The sequence below is a fragment of the Algoriphagus taiwanensis genome, assembly GCF_036245645.1.
Lineage (GTDB): Bacteria > Bacteroidota > Bacteroidia > Cytophagales > Cyclobacteriaceae > Algoriphagus > Algoriphagus taiwanensis.
On sequence record NZ_BTPE01000004.1, the window covers coordinates 23,048 to 39,284 of the forward strand.

Sequence of the window (16,237 nt, forward strand, 5' to 3'; positions counted from 1 at the left end):
ATTTTTTTAGCTTTGGGCTCTGATCAATCAACCTTTTGCTATGCAAGAATCATTTGGCGTATCCCAGGCTCTCCGCAATCTCGGACTAATAGAAACCAATTTGGGAACCTCCACCGGTAAGGTCTGGATGGATTCCGGGGAATCTTCTATTTCCTCTTATTCACCTGCAGATGGAGAACTAATCGGCAAAGTCCAGGTAACTTCCTCTGAGGATTATGAGAAAGTCATCACTCAGGCACAAATTGCCTTTGAAAAGTGGAGAACTATCCCAGCTCCTCATCGGGGAGAAATCGTACGCGAAATCGGAAATGCACTGAGAGAAGTCAAAGCAGATCTGGGTAAACTCGTTTCTTATGAAATGGGAAAATCCTATCAGGAAGGATTGGGAGAGGTGCAGGAGATGATCGATATCTGTGATTTTGCCGTTGGCTTATCCAGGCAATTGTATGGGCTGACCATGCATTCGGAACGCCCCGGTCACCGCATGTATGAGCAGTGGCACCCTCTGGGTATCGTTGGAATTATTTCTGCCTTTAATTTTCCTGTAGCCGTTTGGTCATGGAATGCCGCTATCGCTTGGGTTTGTGGGGATGTGTGCGTGTGGAAGCCTTCGGAAAAAGCGCCTCTTTCCGGTATAGCCTGCCAAAAGATCGTGGCGGATATCTTTGAAAAGCACGGAATGCCGGAAGGGATTTCCAACCTTATTGTAGGTGACTACCAGGTAGGAGAGTGGATGACTCAGGACACCCGGGTTCCTTTGATTTCTGCGACAGGATCTACCCGAATGGGGAAAATTGTAGGAAAAACTGTGGCAGAACGACTCGGAAGGTCTCTTCTCGAATTGGGAGGAAACAATGCCATCATCATCACCGAAAATGCAGACTTGGATATGGCTATTCGAGGTGCTTTATTCGGTGCTGTGGGTACAGCCGGGCAACGATGTACCACCACCAGAAGATTGATCATTCATGAAAATGTCTACGAGGAAGTCAAATCCAGACTGGCCTCAGCCTATTCCAAACTGGTGATTGGCAATCCGCTGGACGAAAAAAATCATGTCGGTCCGCTGATCGATCAAGACTCGGTCAAAAACTACCTGGCAGCTATAGAAAAAGTAAAAGCCGAAGGTGGAAAAGCAGTAGTAGAAGGTGGAGTATTGCAAGGAGAGGGATACGAATCCGGCTGCTATGTAAAGCCTGCGATCTACGAAGCGGAGAATCATTACGAAATCGTGCAGCACGAGACTTTTGCTCCGATACTTTATCTGATTCAATATAAGACCTTGCCAGAAGCGATAGCCTTGCACAACGGAGTGCCTCAGGGACTGTCTTCGGCCATCATGACCACGAATATGAGGGAAGCAGAAGCATTCCTTTCAGCTGCAGGTTCAGACTGTGGGATTGCCAATGTGAATATCGGTACTTCTGGTGCTGAGATCGGAGGGGCTTTTGGAGGAGAAAAGGAAACCGGTGGAGGCCGTGAGTCAGGGTCAGATTCTTGGAAAGCCTACATGCGCCGTCAGACCAATACGATCAACTATTCCACCTCATTGCCTTTGGCACAGGGAATCAAGTTTGATATTTAAAGTATTGTCTGCTTTGCCTTCCAAACCAAATTATAGGGTCGGAAGTCGGATGACCGAAGTCCGATGAGTTCCAAATTTGAACATTACCTGAGAGCTTGAAAGGTCGTCCTTCCTAAAGATTGGAAGCCGCAATACAAGTTTAAAAATCAAAAACTTGCTCTTTCTATATGGAAGAGCAAGTTTTTTTAGGCTTAAATGGAGAATCAGCTTTCTCCCGAAAGCAATTTGCTTTTGATTTCCTGAAGTTCGGCCACTTTTTCTTCACTTACTGAGGGGTACTGAAGGTCCAGCCCATCCAAGGCCGAAATGATGGCTGATGCCACGGCAATTCTCGCATAAGACTTATTATCTGCGGGAATCACGTACCAAGGGGAGTCTTTGGTAGAGGTTTCCCGGATTGCTTTTTCGTAAGCTTTCATGTAGTCATCCCAATGTCCTCTTTCCTTGATGTCACTGGTGCTGAATTTCCAGTTTTTGTTTTTGTCCTCAATTCTGTCCAAAAACCGCTGTTTTTGCTCCTCTGGAGAGACATGAAGGAAGATTTTAATGACTTTGGTACCATTACGGTTCAGATATGTTTCAAAATTCCGGATGTCTTCCAGTCTTTGATCCCAGATTTTTTTGGTGATGAGTTTTTGTGGGAGTTTCTGACTTTTCAAAATGGCCTCGTGAACTCGTACCACAAGCACTTCTTCGTAGTAGGAGCGATTGAAAATACCGATGCGGCCTCGTTCGGGAAGTTCTTTGAGGCATCTCCAGAGGAAATCATGATCTAGTTCTTCCGCACTTGGAGCTTTGAAAGAAGTCACTTGGCATCCTTGCGGGTTCACGCCAGAAAGGACATGCTTGATCGCTCCGTCTTTTCCTGCTGCATCCATGGCCTGGAAAATCACCAACAAGGACCATCTATCCTGTGCATACAGCACTTCCTGCAATCGAGTCAGCTCCTGAATGCCCTGTTCCAATGCTTCTTTGACCAGGGGCTTATCCTCAGGCCCTAATTCCATTTTAGGCTGGGTGGAATAATCCTTCAGCTTAAAGTCCTTACCATTTCCTACGTGATATCTTTTAGCCAATTTTTTGGCTCTTTTGATGATTTCCTCATCACTCATTTTTTTGAGTGCCTCTGCGGTTAGTTTTTCCTCTTGTATCATAGTTTCTTAAAAAAGAAGGATTCCCCATTTATATTCTGAGTTTTCATATCCAAGGTTTGTCCTTCAATGATTTTTATCTTTTTGGAATAAGGATAAATTACATCAAGAAAAGCCGATATCCAATATTCGGTGAGGATTGCAACCCTTTCTCTTTCTTATCGATTAGATTTTTGAAGGTAAAACAAACAAAAATGAAAAAGATTTTAGTTGCCACAGGAGGTGGAGATTGTCCGGGACTGAATGCAGTAATCCGGGGTATAGTGAAAAGAGCATCTCAAGAGAAAGACTGGGAGGTCTGGGGAAGCTATGAAGCTCTCAATGGACTGATGGAGGAGCCTACCCGGTTGATCCGGCTGGATGAAAAGACTGTTTCTGGAATTCATGTCACCGGGGGGACCATCTTGGGGACTACCAACAAGGGTAATCCCATGAGCTTTCCTGAGAAACAGCCGGACGGATCCATCCGAACGGTCAATAGAATCCCCTGGCTGGTGGATCGACTCAAATCCAAAGGCTTCGATGTGGTAATTAATATCGGGGGAGATGGCTCGCAGGCGATTTCTCAGGCGATGTTTGAGCAGGGAATGCCGGTGGTGGGAGTTCCCAAAACCATCGATAATGACCTATCCAGTACAGATTTTACTTTTGGATTTCAGACTGCAGTGCAGACGGCCACAGACTCCTTTGACCGTTTGGTGACCACAGCAAATAGCCATCATCGTGTGATGATCATGGAAGTGATGGGGAGAAATGCCGGCTGGATCGCGCTATACACCGCCATAGCCGGAGGAGCGGAAATCTGTCTGATTCCCGAGATCCCCTATGATCTCAATAAGGTGTTGGAAAAGATAAAAAGTAGATACAACAACGGACGGGGCTTCGTCAATATCGTCATCGCTGAAGGTGCCGTTGCCAAAGACGGCACCGTGACAGCAACGAAGGGCGAGTTGGGTCGTCATGCCGTTCGATTGGGAGGCGTTTGTTTCACCTTAAGTGAGCAGCTGAAGGAAGCCGGACTGGAAGCCGATGTCAGAGAGACTGTATTGGGTCATACCCAAAGAGGTGGAACGCCGGTAGCTTTTGACCGGGTTATCGCCTCTGTCTTTGGAGTGAAAGCGATGGAATTGGCTTTGGAAGGGAAGTTTGGCCACTTGGTGGTCCTCCAAAACAATGATTTCACTTCGGTTCCTATCAAGGAAGCCATCAGCGATTACAATTTTGTCAACCCAAAAGGTACCCTTGTTCAGGCCGCCAAAGGGCTCGGTATTTCCTTTGGAGACTAAATTTCTATATTCCTAAAAATCAAAATTCTTCCCCATGAATCAATTTCCTCCCTTCCGGACCAGACACCAGTTCAACTGGGTTCCGTTTCTCCTGCTTTTTCTTCTTTTAGCTCCTGAAGGCATTGCCCAAATAGCACGGCAATACTTGGATATTTCCGTCTCCCCAAGTCGGGAAAACTGGCAATACCAAGTCGGGGAAAAAGTGGATTTTGTGGTCAGTGTCACCCAATCCGGAAGACCTGTACCGGTAGAGAATGTCCGTTTTTTTGTCAAAGAGGAAAAGATGGACCCAATTCTGGAAGGCAGCCTGAGACTGGAGGATGGACAGGCTTTGATTTCTGTGGAAGGGATGAATAAACCGGGATTTTTACGATGTGAAGTCTTTGCCACACTGGATGGAAAAGAATACCGAGGGCTGGGAACGGCCGCATTTGAACCGGAAAAAATCCAGCCTACCGTAGCGATGCCGGATGATTTTGAAGCCTTTTGGGCGGCTGGGAAAGAGGAGCTGGCCCAAATTCCTATCGATCCAGAAATGATCCATCTTCCCGAAAGAAGCACTTCTGAAGTGGATGTCTACCATGTGAATTTTCAAAATATAAAAAACAGCCGCATTTATGGGATTTTGACAGTTCCTAAAGCAGAGGGTAAATATCCTGCGATACTGCAGGTACCCGGGGCAGGCATCCGGCCATACAATGGGGATGTGGCTCGAGCTGCCCGAGGAGCCGTTATTTTACAGATCGGAATCCATGGAATTCCTGTGGATATGGCCCCGGAGGTTTACTCCAATCTGGGAAGTGGGGCTTTGAATGGCTATTGGAATTTCAATGTGCAAGACCGGGATATTTATTATTACCGAAGGGTCTATCTGGGAAGTATTCGAGCAGTTGATTTCTTGGTTTCACTTCCTCAATACGATGGGGAAAACCTTGCCGTTCAGGGTGGAAGTCAGGGAGGTGCATTGGCTATCATCACTGCTGCATTGGATGCCAGAATCAAATATTTGGTTTCTTTCTACCCGGCTTTGAGCGATATGACCGGTTATCTGGAAGGAAGGGCAGGGGGATGGCCACACATATTGGCCCCTGCTTATCAGAAGTATTATAATTTTCCAAAGGCAATCGAAACTTTGTCTTACTATGACGTGGTCAATTTTGCCCGGATTTTGAAAACACCCGGCTTCTATTCTTGGGGATACAATGACGATACCTGCCCGCCGACTTCCTACTATTCAGCCTACAATCAAATCCAATCACCCAAAGAAGTTTTTGTAATTCCTGAAACAGGTCATTGGACCTATCCCGAACAGCTAATCAAGGCTGACAATTGGCTTTTTGAAAAGCTCAAAAATCGATAATCTGTAATTGGGAAAAAGGAATCCATTCGATTCCTTTTTCTTGAATTCGAATGATTTATCTTGAAAAAATACAGAATCGGATAAAATCGGAGAATTTTAGGCCAAAAAAAATGAAAATCCTGCTATTTTATTTTTTAAATTAAAAGGTTCAATAAACCCTACAACTTTTTCTTATATGCCTGCACAACCCTTAGAATTGATTTTGGCTCGGCAATTTGGTGACAGCTTAAGTATGCCTGTTTTCATTGTAGATACGGAAGGTAATCTTCTGTTTTATAACGAACCCGCAGAGGAGATTTTCGGACTGAGATTTAGCGAGACAGGAGGGATGCGATTAGAAGAATGGGCCACTATCTTCACTCCACTAGACGAAGAAGGCAATCTGCTACCCCCGGAGGGATTGCCTCTGGTCAAGACATTGACCACTCAGATTCCGGCGAGCGGTTCTTTTTATATCAATAATCTCAGAGGAGAGCGCATTTTGATATCAGTGACGGCTGTACCGGTCATTGGTCGATCCGATAGGTACTCAGGGGCAATGGCAATATTCTGGAAAACCCAATTGCAATGAAGATCAAAATATGGGGCTGTAGGGGTTCACTTCCTGCTCCGGGACCGGAGACGGTGATCTATGGAGGTAATACATCTTGTGTTCAAGTGACCCATGGGGATACCTTCATCATTTTGGATGCGGGATCGGGTATACAGCGCTTGGGAAAATACTTGAATCCTAAAGTGAGGGAGATTCATATTCTGCTTACCCATTTGCACATTGATCACATGATGGGATTGGGTTTTTTTCAACCGCTGTATAATCCGGATGTGACAGTTCATATCTGGGGACCTAGCTCAGGCAAAGAGTCTCTGCTCAATCGGCTGAGGAGATATTTTTCTCCTCCGCTATTTCCGGTGATGTTCAGTGAGCTACCCAACCATCCCATTATCCATGAATTGGGCTACGACAATTTTGAGCTTGGGGCTCTAAAAATCCACAGTGAGTACGTCTGTCATCCCGGACCTACTCTTGGGTATCGGATATCTGATGGAAAGGGGGTATTGGCTTATATGCCAGACCATGAGTTGAGCTTGGGCTCAGCCAATTTTCCCAATGATCCGGAATGGACCAGTGGATTTGAAATAGCCAATTCTGCTGACTTGCTTCTTCATGATGGCTCTTACAATGCCAAGGAATATGCGACTAAAATCGGTTGGGGGCATAGTTCGGTGAGAGATGCGGTGGCTTTTGGAAAAATGTGCAAAGTCAAAAAACTAGCCATTTTTCACCATGAACCGATGCATTCAGATCATCAGCTGGAGCATATTCTCCATACTTCATTGAGAAATCAAGATCTGGATTTTGAAGTATTCCTATGCACAGAGGGTGATGAATTTGAAATTTAGAAAAGGACGTATTTTTTAATCATTCGCTCGGTTTTTTATCAATGCCTTTTCGCAAGTCCCCAAGAGTCTAAATTCCATTAAGGAGAAAAGGAGCCCAATACTTAGGGTGCTTAAAGACCTCCCCGCCTTCTCCCTTGGCCAAGGCTCTTTTGATCAAATTGAGAGAAATAAAGGGATCTTCCCCATCTACAATTACTCTCTTGAATAGGTTTTTAATAGTCAGGGAAGTACTGAAGTCATTTACCGGCCAAAGCGAAAGTAAAGTCCTATTGGCACCTGCAAGCAGAAAGGAGGAGTTGAGTCCATTGATTCCTTCTCCTCCTATCAAGGCCCCAAGTCCGGTATCACAGGCACTGAGAATAGCCAAATCGGCCTGAAGCTGAAGGCGGGCTATTTCAGGGGAAAGGAGGAAGGTGTCCTCGTTTCCATCTCCCTCACTGGGCTGACTCATCATCACTCCACTGAGTTCGGGGATAATATCCACAGTAAATCCATGCGTGGATAGCATGACCATTTTGTAGTTTTTCAGTTCTCCGCTTTGGCTTAGCTGCTTGAGATAGCTTTCCTTCATGTTCATTCCGGTCACCACCTTGACCTCCGGACTAAGTGTCCCTACGAAGGTGACCTCGTCGAGTGTTCCCTGAAGGTAGTTGGCCCCACCAAAGCCCATGAATTGAAGTTCCTTTTTGAAGTTGAAGTCATTTCTGGAGATTTTCTCGCTTAGAGATTCTGAGATAGCATAGAAATCATTGATGCCCCGTGCGGAGCCCTTTACATTTCCGCTGGGCTGATAGATCGCTCCCCCCATGACCACAGCCGGCTTTCTGTTGGGAGAGTAAGTTCTGTTTTTGAGGATTTTCCAGACACTGACTGAGGGGATGTATCGGACATTGTGTGTTTCGATCAGATACTGATTTTGTCGATCGATAAAGGCCTCAAATGGCAGGTAATTTAGCTCATTGCTGGCTCCAATGATTAGGTTGGGGTAGGAGGAAAGGAGCTGAGCTACAGGCTCCAAGGTGAACCGATACCATTGCCTAAGGAAGGCATTGCGGACAGGGTCCAGTTTGGGATCTTCCTCCTTGAACAATTCCCTGGTCCACTCGACCATGGTCTTGAAATCATCCTCCCTGAAACTTTGCTCCTTGGAGGGATAGGTGATAAAATTCCCATCCACGATGTCGTTGGTATAGCTTTGCATAAAGCTGTTGTAGGAGGGAGGAATTCGTTTGGCCCGGTCTGTGAAGTTCTTTTTCATCCCGATCCAGTCATCGATGGGATAGTTGTAAAATACCTGAGCGGAATTTTGGGTGATGGCATTGATGATGATTTCTCCCGGTCCGGTGAGCGTGTAGTAAAGAAGTAGATCCTGAGGCCCCAGGAGGGCTTGGGCTTCTTCGATCGTAGCCGGTTGTGCATTGGGACTCAATCTATCCCTGAGAAATCTCCCCCGGTTGTCGTCCTGCGCAGCAAAAAGGGCCTTGGAGTCACCCAGTTTTTGATAAGCCATGACCAATCCGATATAGGCTTCGCTTCTCTGATTCATCAGGGTAAGTCTTTGCTCGGGACTGAGACCTTTTCGAACCCTTTCGGTCAGGTCCACTGCCTTTTTAAAGTAATCGGCCGCCGACCGGTAGTCTTGATCATAGTAGTAGAAAAAGCCAAGGTTGCTTGCCGTGATTTCAGCCATATTGTATTGCTCTGCTTTCATGTAGCTCGAGTAGAGCCGATCGGAATTTTCCTTGGCCTCAGCTTTTTTGCCTTGCTGCCAAAGCACAATGACATAATTCCCCCGGACGGTATTTTCCAGATCTTTAAAGCCTCCTCTTTCAGCCAATCTTAAAGCAGAAAGGATGTATTCGGCAGCGCGGGCCCTTTCTGTGGGGTTGACACTGTAGAGGAAGTGCTTTCCGATGTTGTTTTGGGCATGGGTCCGGTAGAGGTTGTTATCGATTTGGTCAGCGAGAGCAAGCAGATTGTAGGAGCTTTGCAAGCTTTCTTCCTCCAGCTTCAGTTGAGTTTCATACATGATCTGATAATACAGATAGGTGCCTTCCGAAGAGGTGGGGACGGAAAGATTCCTGATTTCTGTCACAGCCCTGCGGATATTCAAAAGGGCGGATTGATAGTCGTAGTTGACAAAAAGTAGATTGCCCTTGTACTGGAAGGCCAAGGATCTGAAAAAGGCCAATTCTTGCTTGGATGCCTCAGATTTTTCCAGAAACCGATCCAATCCCTCCCTGGCTTGGATGTAGTTTGCCTTTTGGTAGGCATTGACTGATTTCAGGAAAGCAGCCATCAATTCGATGTTGGGATTGAAAGGTTTCTTGAGGTTTAATCGGCCCACTGCCTGATCGAGTTGAGGACAAGCTTGTCCCTGCATCATCGGCCCGATGCAGCCGGCAAATGCCTGAGCTGTCTGAATGTCCAATGGGCTTTCCATTGCCACTTGGTTGACGAGTGTGAAGTAGTTTTGTAGATCAGCCCGGGAGGCCATTTCCATGACCACTTCTGCATCATGGATTACTTCCTGCTTGTATTCCGGAAAAGTGGCCAGTTGAAATCCCCATTGCAGGTGTTTTTTGGCATCTGTAGTATTTCCTGCCAAGAAATAATAGAGTGAAAGTAAGCTATTGGAGGCTGCGTCGGTTGGATTAAGCTGATACATCACTTGCAGCTGCTTTTGGGCTTCTGCATTTTGTCCTCTGCAGAGCAAAAAGTATCCGTTGAGCGCGTAGCCTGCATAATCGTCATTGTAATACTTGATCAGCTGTTCGGAATTGGTCTTCATGGCCAAGGCATTCCTGGCTTCCATTCCTGATTTGAAGTTTTGGATCAAAGTAAAATAATCTGGTGGATTGCCTTGGGCCAGTCCCTTTGCTGTAGAAAAAATGATGAAAAGAAGGAATGCAAAATACTTTTTCATTGGATGGGTTTTTATTGACAATTGCCGCTAAACAGTTCTTTTCGCTCTCTTCCGTTGGGGTAGCGCACAGAGACATCTGCCGTCCAGCTGTCGCCCTGACTTTTCAGAGTAAAGAAGGAGAGTACAGGGAATTCCCCGTTGTACTTTTGGGTTTCGGCGATTTTCTGAAGACTGAGTTCATTCCCTGATGAATCGTAGGTGAAGATGAAAAAGGCCTGTCTATCCATCCCGTTGGACCTATATCGAGAAACCCGCAAGACTGCTTTGTTCCCGTTAGAACAATTGCAGACCCTTCCTATGGCCATTTCCTGAGGATTTCCGATTCGAAACTGCTCGGAGCGAACAAAGTCCAGATTGGTCACATCCACACCGGAAATGGTCTCGTAATTCAGCTGGTAAGTGGAGGGCAGGTTGACAAACTTGGAGATGTACTCGGCATACCAGGAGGGCTTAAGCGCTTTTTCCTGTTCTTTTCTGGCTTTTTCCTCTTGGAGGTAATTGTTTCGTTTTTCATCTTTTTTGGCCAGATAAGTGGATTTGGATTCAGAAAAATCAATCTGAGCGACTTTTTCACAGGTCCCTCTGTTCTTTTTTGCCAAATAATGCTGGAAAACCGGCTGAGCCCGATCCGCATCTTTCTCCCCATAATACATGATCCACACTTGGTCCTTAGTCGCTCCATACGTAGAATAAGGGAAATTTCCACAATAGCTTTCTTCAGGGAAAAAGGACTGCGCGGCGTTTCCTTTCAGTCTTTTGCCTTCACTTTTCCCCAGCTCGATGAAATATCTCCAGACCACCTGCTTTCCAGCTGGCTCCTTGTTGTCCCAAGAGTAGAGTGTGACCATACCCGATGGTAGGTGCTCGTCCTTCCAGGAGGCATTGCCGGGCAGTTTGGTGTCGACAGCGGGTTTGGGGACCATTTCCCCGATATCCAAGTATCGGAAAGTCTGATCCCTGCTGAAGAAAATGTACCGGTGATCGTTGCTCAGAGAGGCTTTATTGATGAATTCCTTGGAGATAAATTGGATATTGGACACGTTTCCTTCCTGTTTGACCCGAAAGAAGCCTTGATAAGCTCCCTCGGAAAAAAAGACCATCCAGCCACGGGTATCGTAACCGAGAATTTGCTTGACCTGACGATCCTGAAAATCAGGGAAAAGCTCAATATCCTCGATATCCATCATAAATCGGCGGTAGGAGTTTTTCACCTGAAAAATAAACTCGCTCAAATCCGGGGCGGCATCGATGAATTTGAAATCATTTGGAGCAATAGGCTGTCCATCAAAAGTCATAGGGATACTTTTCATTACCTGACCTGTGGAGGTGTCCCAAAGGGTCACCCGGTCATAGCCAACAATCAGGACTTTGCTCTGATCAGGGTTGAATTCTACACCCAAGTTGTTTCTTTCATACCATTGATGAAGGTCTTGGGCCTGCAGGGCAAATGCTGTAAAGCAAAAAAGGGCGGTGATAAGTAAGACTTTCATACTTACATGTTTCGGATGACTTCACCTTTCTTGAAATAGCCCTTTTTCCTTAAGGCCCCATCCTTGTTGAACCAAAAGCCCAAGCCTTCACGCATGTTCTTTTTCCACATTCCTATGTAGATGGAACCATCATTAGCAAATCTGTAGGTTCCAAAGCCTTCCCTTTCCCACCCATCCATGGAGCCTAAATACATGTCGCCAGCAGGGAAGGTATGGATGACCGGAGTACTTGGACTTTCTTTTTTGAAAAAGCCCATAGCCAGCTGTTTTCCGGAGGTTTGATAAATTCCAAAAGCATCAATGCAGTTACCCACGCAATTGGGGCGATTGGAAAGTTTACCAAGGTATTCGGTATCTGCATTCCTCCGGGGCTCTCCATCTTTGTAGACTCTGGCCCAATCCAGGTTTTTTCCCACCATCTGAAAGGCATTGCCATTCATCGCCCCATCGACCATTTCAGCCAGAAGAAGCTGCCCGGAATAGGGGATTTCCATGATTTGGACTTGTTCGGCTTTTCCTTCCAGATTGAAATAGGTGTAAAATCTTTTGTCATCGGGATAGATATGGTAGCTTGGGCCAATCATCTTGTCTCCGAGGGTAAATCCATAGATGGTGCCCCCATTTCCATCATCCATCTGGAGAAATTCGACTCCTTGGAGTTCTTTTTCAGAGACCTGAGCTTGAATCGGTAATAAGGTGACCCAGCAAATCAAAAGTAAAAAAAGGCGTGTCATGGTTTTGGAGGTTTTTTCAGATCTAAAAATCCATCCAAACCATATGAAAGGCCATACGACAAATGCCCTATTTGGCTCTGTTGTGGAGGCTAGGGAAGGGTTTTACTATTGCTTTTTGGATTTGCTTGAAAAAAGTTTAGAGGCTGTCTCGTAAATTGTTTCGACGTCAGTTTGGTCCTTCTATTTCGAGATTCTCGTCTCTCAAATGCTCAATTAAACAAACTTTACTTTTGAGACAGCCTCAAAAGATTGAAACCAATGGCTTTCTATTTTTTGGATAGCGCTTCCCTGGTTTTCAGAAAAATCTCCTCATTTACGACTGTTCCTTCCCATTCCTGAGAGAAAATCTGATAGTGGAGTTGCTCGGCTTTTTGGGTGATTTGGTTTTTGAATTGCTGATAAGCATCGTAATCTGTACCTGCAAGGTGACTCAGACGATGGTGGAAGAAAGAGACCGGATTCACAGGAAACCATACTCTACTTCGGTAAACTTTTTCGGATTGGACTGAATCCAGCTTCTGGGTGACCTCGCTCAGGTATTCTCGGTAGGCTGCCATGTAGATTCCCTCCAAGGCTCTCTCAGTTCGTAGACTATCCGGTAAGCTGTGATCCAGTTCCGGATATTTTTGCAAAACTTCCTTTTTGGTAGATTCAAATTCCTGCTCATAGATTTCTGTCCTTCCGGTGCGCTTGGCATCGATCATTTCCAGTGAAAGCGTATTGGGAAACTGCAAGGCCACAGCTTGTTGCACAGCGCCGGGGATAATCAGGGCAAAAAGGATCCAAGCCAAAAAGAAAATCAGGGCCTGTCCGGTTTGGTGGAGTTTGAACTCGGAAAGGAAAAACAACAGAACCAGCCAAAATAGTAAGTAAAGGCTTGCCCAGAAGCCCATGATCCCCATCTCAGCCAGTGTCGCTTTCATTTCTCCCAATACCCATCCGATCAGCAGCAACAGCAATAAAAGGAGTAGGAAAAAGAGCCCCAAAGATGCGAAGCGCTGGATTTTCCAGATTTTGCCGCTTCCCAGGGTGCCGATCAGTTTGTGAAGCTGCACTTCCCGCTCAAAACTTCCAATCCGCATCGTGCAGGCAATAAGGACTAAGGGAAGCAAGTAAATCCACATCAAGCCAAAGTCCAGACTTCCCAAGGAAATCCGTTCGGGATTGCTGATTTCCGGAGCCAAATCATGATCATAGGGAGAACTAAAAATAGAAACACGCTTGAAAAAGGGGAAAGCCTCTGCTTGTCCCACAGAAAACACCATCAGCGGGCTGGGACTCAGCCCGACCAAAGGCTGCAAATAAATCAAATAGGAATAAAAGGGAACCCGGACATTCAGCCACGGACGATCATCTGGACTTACCTTCCCTGATTGGTACAGTTCCAGGGCTTCGGCAATCTGAGTTTCTGATTCAGCTTGGAGACGCTCTAGAACAGCTTTTTGATGGGTGTAGACCTGTCTTCCTTTGAACATCCCATAGACCGAAGCAAGGAAAAAGACCAAAATGATGCTCTTAAGAAATGGGGAGGAAAATAGGCTTTTCCATTCCCATCGGAGTGCTTGATTGAATTTCATTGTGCAGAAATTTTGGGTTCGACCTTGTTGATACCGACTACCAATACTCCCATCCAGACAAAGAGGAGAATTAGAGAAGGAAGCTGCTGCCTAATGAGAGAAAAAAACGTTGGTTCAGCATATTGGAAATCAACGATGGAATTGAAAAACTCCTGATCCTCCTGATATCCCCAGTCACCGGTGCGTGATCCTCCGAAGGCATGCCGCTCATTCAGAGTGCGGATGAATACCCGCCGATAGGATTCAGCTTCCTGCAAAAAATCCACTTGATGGAAATTATCCGTGCCGGAAGCTCCCATGCTTAGGCTTTGGAGATTTCCAAATGGATTAGGGAGTGATGCCCATTGGACTAGGCTTTTTTGCTTTTGCATCTGATTGTAAAGCTCCCCGAAGTGTTTGTCCCAAACCCGGTTGCCAAATTCCTCATCGGCCTGCATCAGCAGTCCGTCAAAATTGATCGGGAGTTCCTCCTTGGTACTGACTCCATACGCCTGAAGGACGCTGTCTTCCAGGGATTTCAAGGCTTCCTCTTCAGGGTTGTGCCCGTCCAAAAGCTCACTTCTGTCAGCTTTCATACTGGCCGAAAATTCCACCCGATCAGGCAGAGGATAGAGAATACCGGCGATGGAATAGGTGATTTTTGGGTAAAAAATCACCCAAACGATCCAGATTCCGAGTAGCCAGGAAAGTGCCGTGTAGGATTTTTCGGTCTTGGAGCTTAGCCAAAGGGCCAAAGCGATGACAATCCAATAAAACAGGCCATAGCCTAAAGCCAGTAAAGCTGCTCTTCCAAAAATTGGGGCAGAAAAACCCAAAAGAGTCATCTGAACGGCCAGGGTAAGCAAAGCAAAAAACAATCCCGGTATCCATAAACTCCAGAGCTTGCCAAAGAGAATCTTGGAGTAGGGAACCCCCTGCACCAGCAAAAGCCTAACCCGATCTCCATCCCGCTCGCCTCGTACGGATTGGAAAGCAAAAAGAAGGAGTAGAAGAGGGACAATTATTTGTAAAATCAGGGCAGGGCGGAGCTTTCCGAATCGGGAGATCAGATCGCCCTGAGCGGCATCGCTCTGAACCAATTCATTTTGACGGTGACCTTCCAAATAAAGTGTGCGGCCTACGTATCCGTTGACCCCTTCGTCAAATGCCGTGAGGGCATGGTTTTTTTTGAAAACGTAAGTCCCGTAGTGAGCTGCTGAATGGGGATTGCTTGGCCCCATGGATTCCCATTGCTGACGCAGGTGGGTTTTGGCTTCTCCTTCCAGTCTGGAAATGACCCGATACTCTTCCAGGCCTGCCCAAGCAGTGAATACAAGTGCCCCCAATAGGACCAAGAGCGCCCAAAGCATGCCCGGAGTCCGCAGGAGATTTTTCCATTCGGTAAATAAGATCGATTTCATGTGTTTATATAGTGTTTTTGAATGTCACATGGGATCCCTGCCTACTTCAGGCGGGCTCGATTTCATGGCTATTCGACGATTCCTTGATAGATGAGTTCCAAGTCATTGGCAGTGACCTCGCTGGCTTTTACGATTTGTTTTAATTCCCCATTCTTAAAAATCCCGACCCGGTCAGCCGTTTCTTTTACCCGAAAAAGATCATGAGAAACCATCAAAACGGTGGCTCCTTGTGCGGCGACTTTTCGTACCAGTTGGGAGAGTTCGGCACTGGAAAGCGGATCAAGTCCACTTGCCGGTTCGTCAAGGAGAAGTAGCTTGGCTTTTTTGGAGTAAGCAATAGCTACTCCCACTTTCTGCCTCATTCCCTTGGAATAGGTGGATATGGGAGAATGATGAGCTTTTTCCTGAAGGCCCGCTTCCAGCAGGAGTTCCTTCAGTTGATCTTGGCTATAGTTGGCTCCGGCTAATTGGGAGAAATAGGCGAGGTTTTCCTTACCGGATAGGTGCGGATAGAGCTGGACATTCTCGGGAATAAAAGCCAGACGTTTCCGTACCTCCATCAGGTCTTTGCTGACATCAAATCCATCGACCAGAATGGTTCCTTGATCGGCTTTTTCAAATCCGAGAATGAGATTTAGTGTGGTGGTCTTGCCTGCGCCATTAGGACCTAGGAGAGCAAAAACCTCACCATCCGGCACAATAAGTGAAAGCCGATCAACGGCTGTATGCTGTTTGAATTTTTTCGTTACTCCTTGAATTTCAAGCATAAGAAAGGGGGAAAGAGAATAATTGCAATAAAGTTGCAAAAAAATCAATAACAAATAGAATGTGTACCCAGAAAATAGCAACTTTGTTGCAAAAAAAACACGCCATGAAGTTTTCTGCCGCTCTGCTTGTTTGCGTTTTTCTCTTTTTAGGGATTTGGAATGGGCATGGACAGAGTCAGCCCAAGGAGGATCTTTGGACACTTTTTCAGCGGGTTCCCTTCAAGGAAAAACTAAATCGGGACTTTGGCCTCTATTTTTTCTATCCCGAATTCACCGAAGAGCTCAAGGCTTTGAAAGGGAAGCAAGTCACTTTAAAAGGTTTTTTTATTCCTCTTGACCTCCAATCCAGTCAGACACTCATCCTCTCCAAATACCCCATGGCCGAGTGCTTTTTCTGCGGAGCAGCAGGCCCTGAATCCGTAGCAGTCATCTACCTCCAGTCCAAACCTCCCCGAATGAAAGTGGACCAAATCGTGGAAGTCCGGGGAATTCTGGACTTGAATGCCAGCGATGTGGAGGAAATGACTTTCATCATCCGAAATGCAACAATCATCTAATCG

13 protein-coding genes are annotated in these 16,237 nt (G+C 46.1%); 6 read left to right on the top strand and 7 right to left on the bottom strand.

Going from position 1 to position 16,237, the window contains the following annotated elements; all coding sequences use genetic code 11:
* Positions 1 to 40: 40 nt before the first annotated feature.
* Positions 41 to 1,585: an L-piperidine-6-carboxylate dehydrogenase gene (gene amaB / locus AAA938_RS06350; RefSeq protein WP_338227800.1), complete on the top strand. Its 1,545-nt coding sequence runs from the start codon at positions 41 to 43 to the stop codon at positions 1,583 to 1,585.
* Between the two features lie 203 nt (positions 1,586 to 1,788).
* On the opposite strand, the gene AAA938_RS06355 is transcribed toward amaB, so the two are convergent.
* Complete coding sequence (locus AAA938_RS06355) at positions 1,789 to 2,739, bottom strand: polyphosphate kinase 2 family protein (RefSeq protein WP_338227801.1); 951 nt, start codon at positions 2,737 to 2,739, stop codon at positions 1,789 to 1,791.
* A gap of 191 nt (positions 2,740 to 2,930) precedes the next feature.
* On the opposite strand from AAA938_RS06355, the gene AAA938_RS06360 reads away from it, so the two are divergent.
* The 4 genes from AAA938_RS06360 (at position 2,931) to AAA938_RS06375 (ending at position 6,783) form a co-directional block, all read left to right on the top strand.
* Positions 2,931 to 4,022 (top strand): 6-phosphofructokinase, encoded by a 1,092-nt coding sequence (locus AAA938_RS06360; protein ID WP_338227802.1) that lies wholly within the window; start codon positions 2,931 to 2,933, stop codon positions 4,020 to 4,022.
* A gap of 34 nt (positions 4,023 to 4,056) precedes the next feature.
* A complete protein-coding gene (locus AAA938_RS06365; RefSeq protein WP_338227803.1) occupies positions 4,057 to 5,382 on the top strand; it encodes an acetylxylan esterase in 1,326 nt (441 codons plus the stop codon).
* A 175-nt stretch (positions 5,383 to 5,557) separates the two neighbouring features.
* Entirely contained in the window at positions 5,558 to 5,953 is a 396-nt protein-coding gene (locus AAA938_RS06370) for a PAS domain-containing protein (RefSeq protein ID WP_338227804.1), read from the top strand.
* A complete protein-coding gene (locus AAA938_RS06375) occupies positions 5,950 to 6,783 on the top strand; it encodes an MBL fold metallo-hydrolase (protein WP_338227805.1) in 834 nt (277 codons plus the stop codon). Before AAA938_RS06370 ends, AAA938_RS06375 begins: the two co-directional genes overlap by 4 nt.
* Before the next feature lie 67 nt (positions 6,784 to 6,850).
* Here the strand turns inward: AAA938_RS06375 and AAA938_RS06380 are convergent, their stop codons facing one another.
* The 6 genes from AAA938_RS06380 to AAA938_RS06405 all read right to left on the bottom strand — a co-directional run bounded on the left by AAA938_RS06380 (position 6,851) and on the right by AAA938_RS06405 (position 15,677).
* Positions 6,851 to 9,709, bottom strand: coding sequence for a CHAT domain-containing protein (locus AAA938_RS06380; protein WP_338227806.1), 2,859 nt, complete (start codon positions 9,707 to 9,709; stop codon positions 6,851 to 6,853).
* An 11-nt stretch (positions 9,710 to 9,720) separates the two neighbouring features.
* Positions 9,721 to 11,199 carry a hypothetical protein gene (locus AAA938_RS06385; RefSeq protein ID WP_338227807.1) on the bottom strand — a complete coding sequence of 493 codons (1,479 nt, stop codon included), beginning with the start codon at positions 11,197 to 11,199 and terminating at the stop codon, positions 9,721 to 9,723.
* A gap of 2 nt (positions 11,200 to 11,201) precedes the next feature.
* Positions 11,202 to 11,933, bottom strand: coding sequence for an MORN repeat-containing protein (locus AAA938_RS06390; protein ID WP_338227808.1), 732 nt, complete (start codon positions 11,931 to 11,933; stop codon positions 11,202 to 11,204).
* Between the two features lie 266 nt (positions 11,934 to 12,199).
* Complete coding sequence (locus tag AAA938_RS06395; protein ID WP_338227809.1) at positions 12,200 to 13,510, bottom strand: DUF3526 domain-containing protein; 1,311 nt, start codon at positions 13,508 to 13,510, stop codon at positions 12,200 to 12,202.
* Positions 13,507 to 14,910, bottom strand: a complete 1,404-nt coding sequence (locus AAA938_RS06400; RefSeq protein ID WP_338227810.1) for a DUF3526 domain-containing protein — start codon at positions 14,908 to 14,910, stop codon at positions 13,507 to 13,509. Before AAA938_RS06400 ends, AAA938_RS06395 begins: the two co-directional genes overlap by 4 nt.
* 68 nt (positions 14,911 to 14,978) lie before the next feature.
* Positions 14,979 to 15,677 (bottom strand): ABC transporter ATP-binding protein, encoded by a 699-nt coding sequence (locus AAA938_RS06405; protein ID WP_338227811.1) that lies wholly within the window; start codon positions 15,675 to 15,677, stop codon positions 14,979 to 14,981.
* A gap of 104 nt (positions 15,678 to 15,781) precedes the next feature.
* Between AAA938_RS06405 and AAA938_RS06410 the strand changes: the two genes are divergently transcribed.
* Entirely contained in the window at positions 15,782 to 16,234 is a 453-nt protein-coding gene (locus AAA938_RS06410) for a hypothetical protein (RefSeq protein WP_338227812.1), read from the top strand.
* Positions 16,235 to 16,237 lie beyond the last annotated feature (3 nt).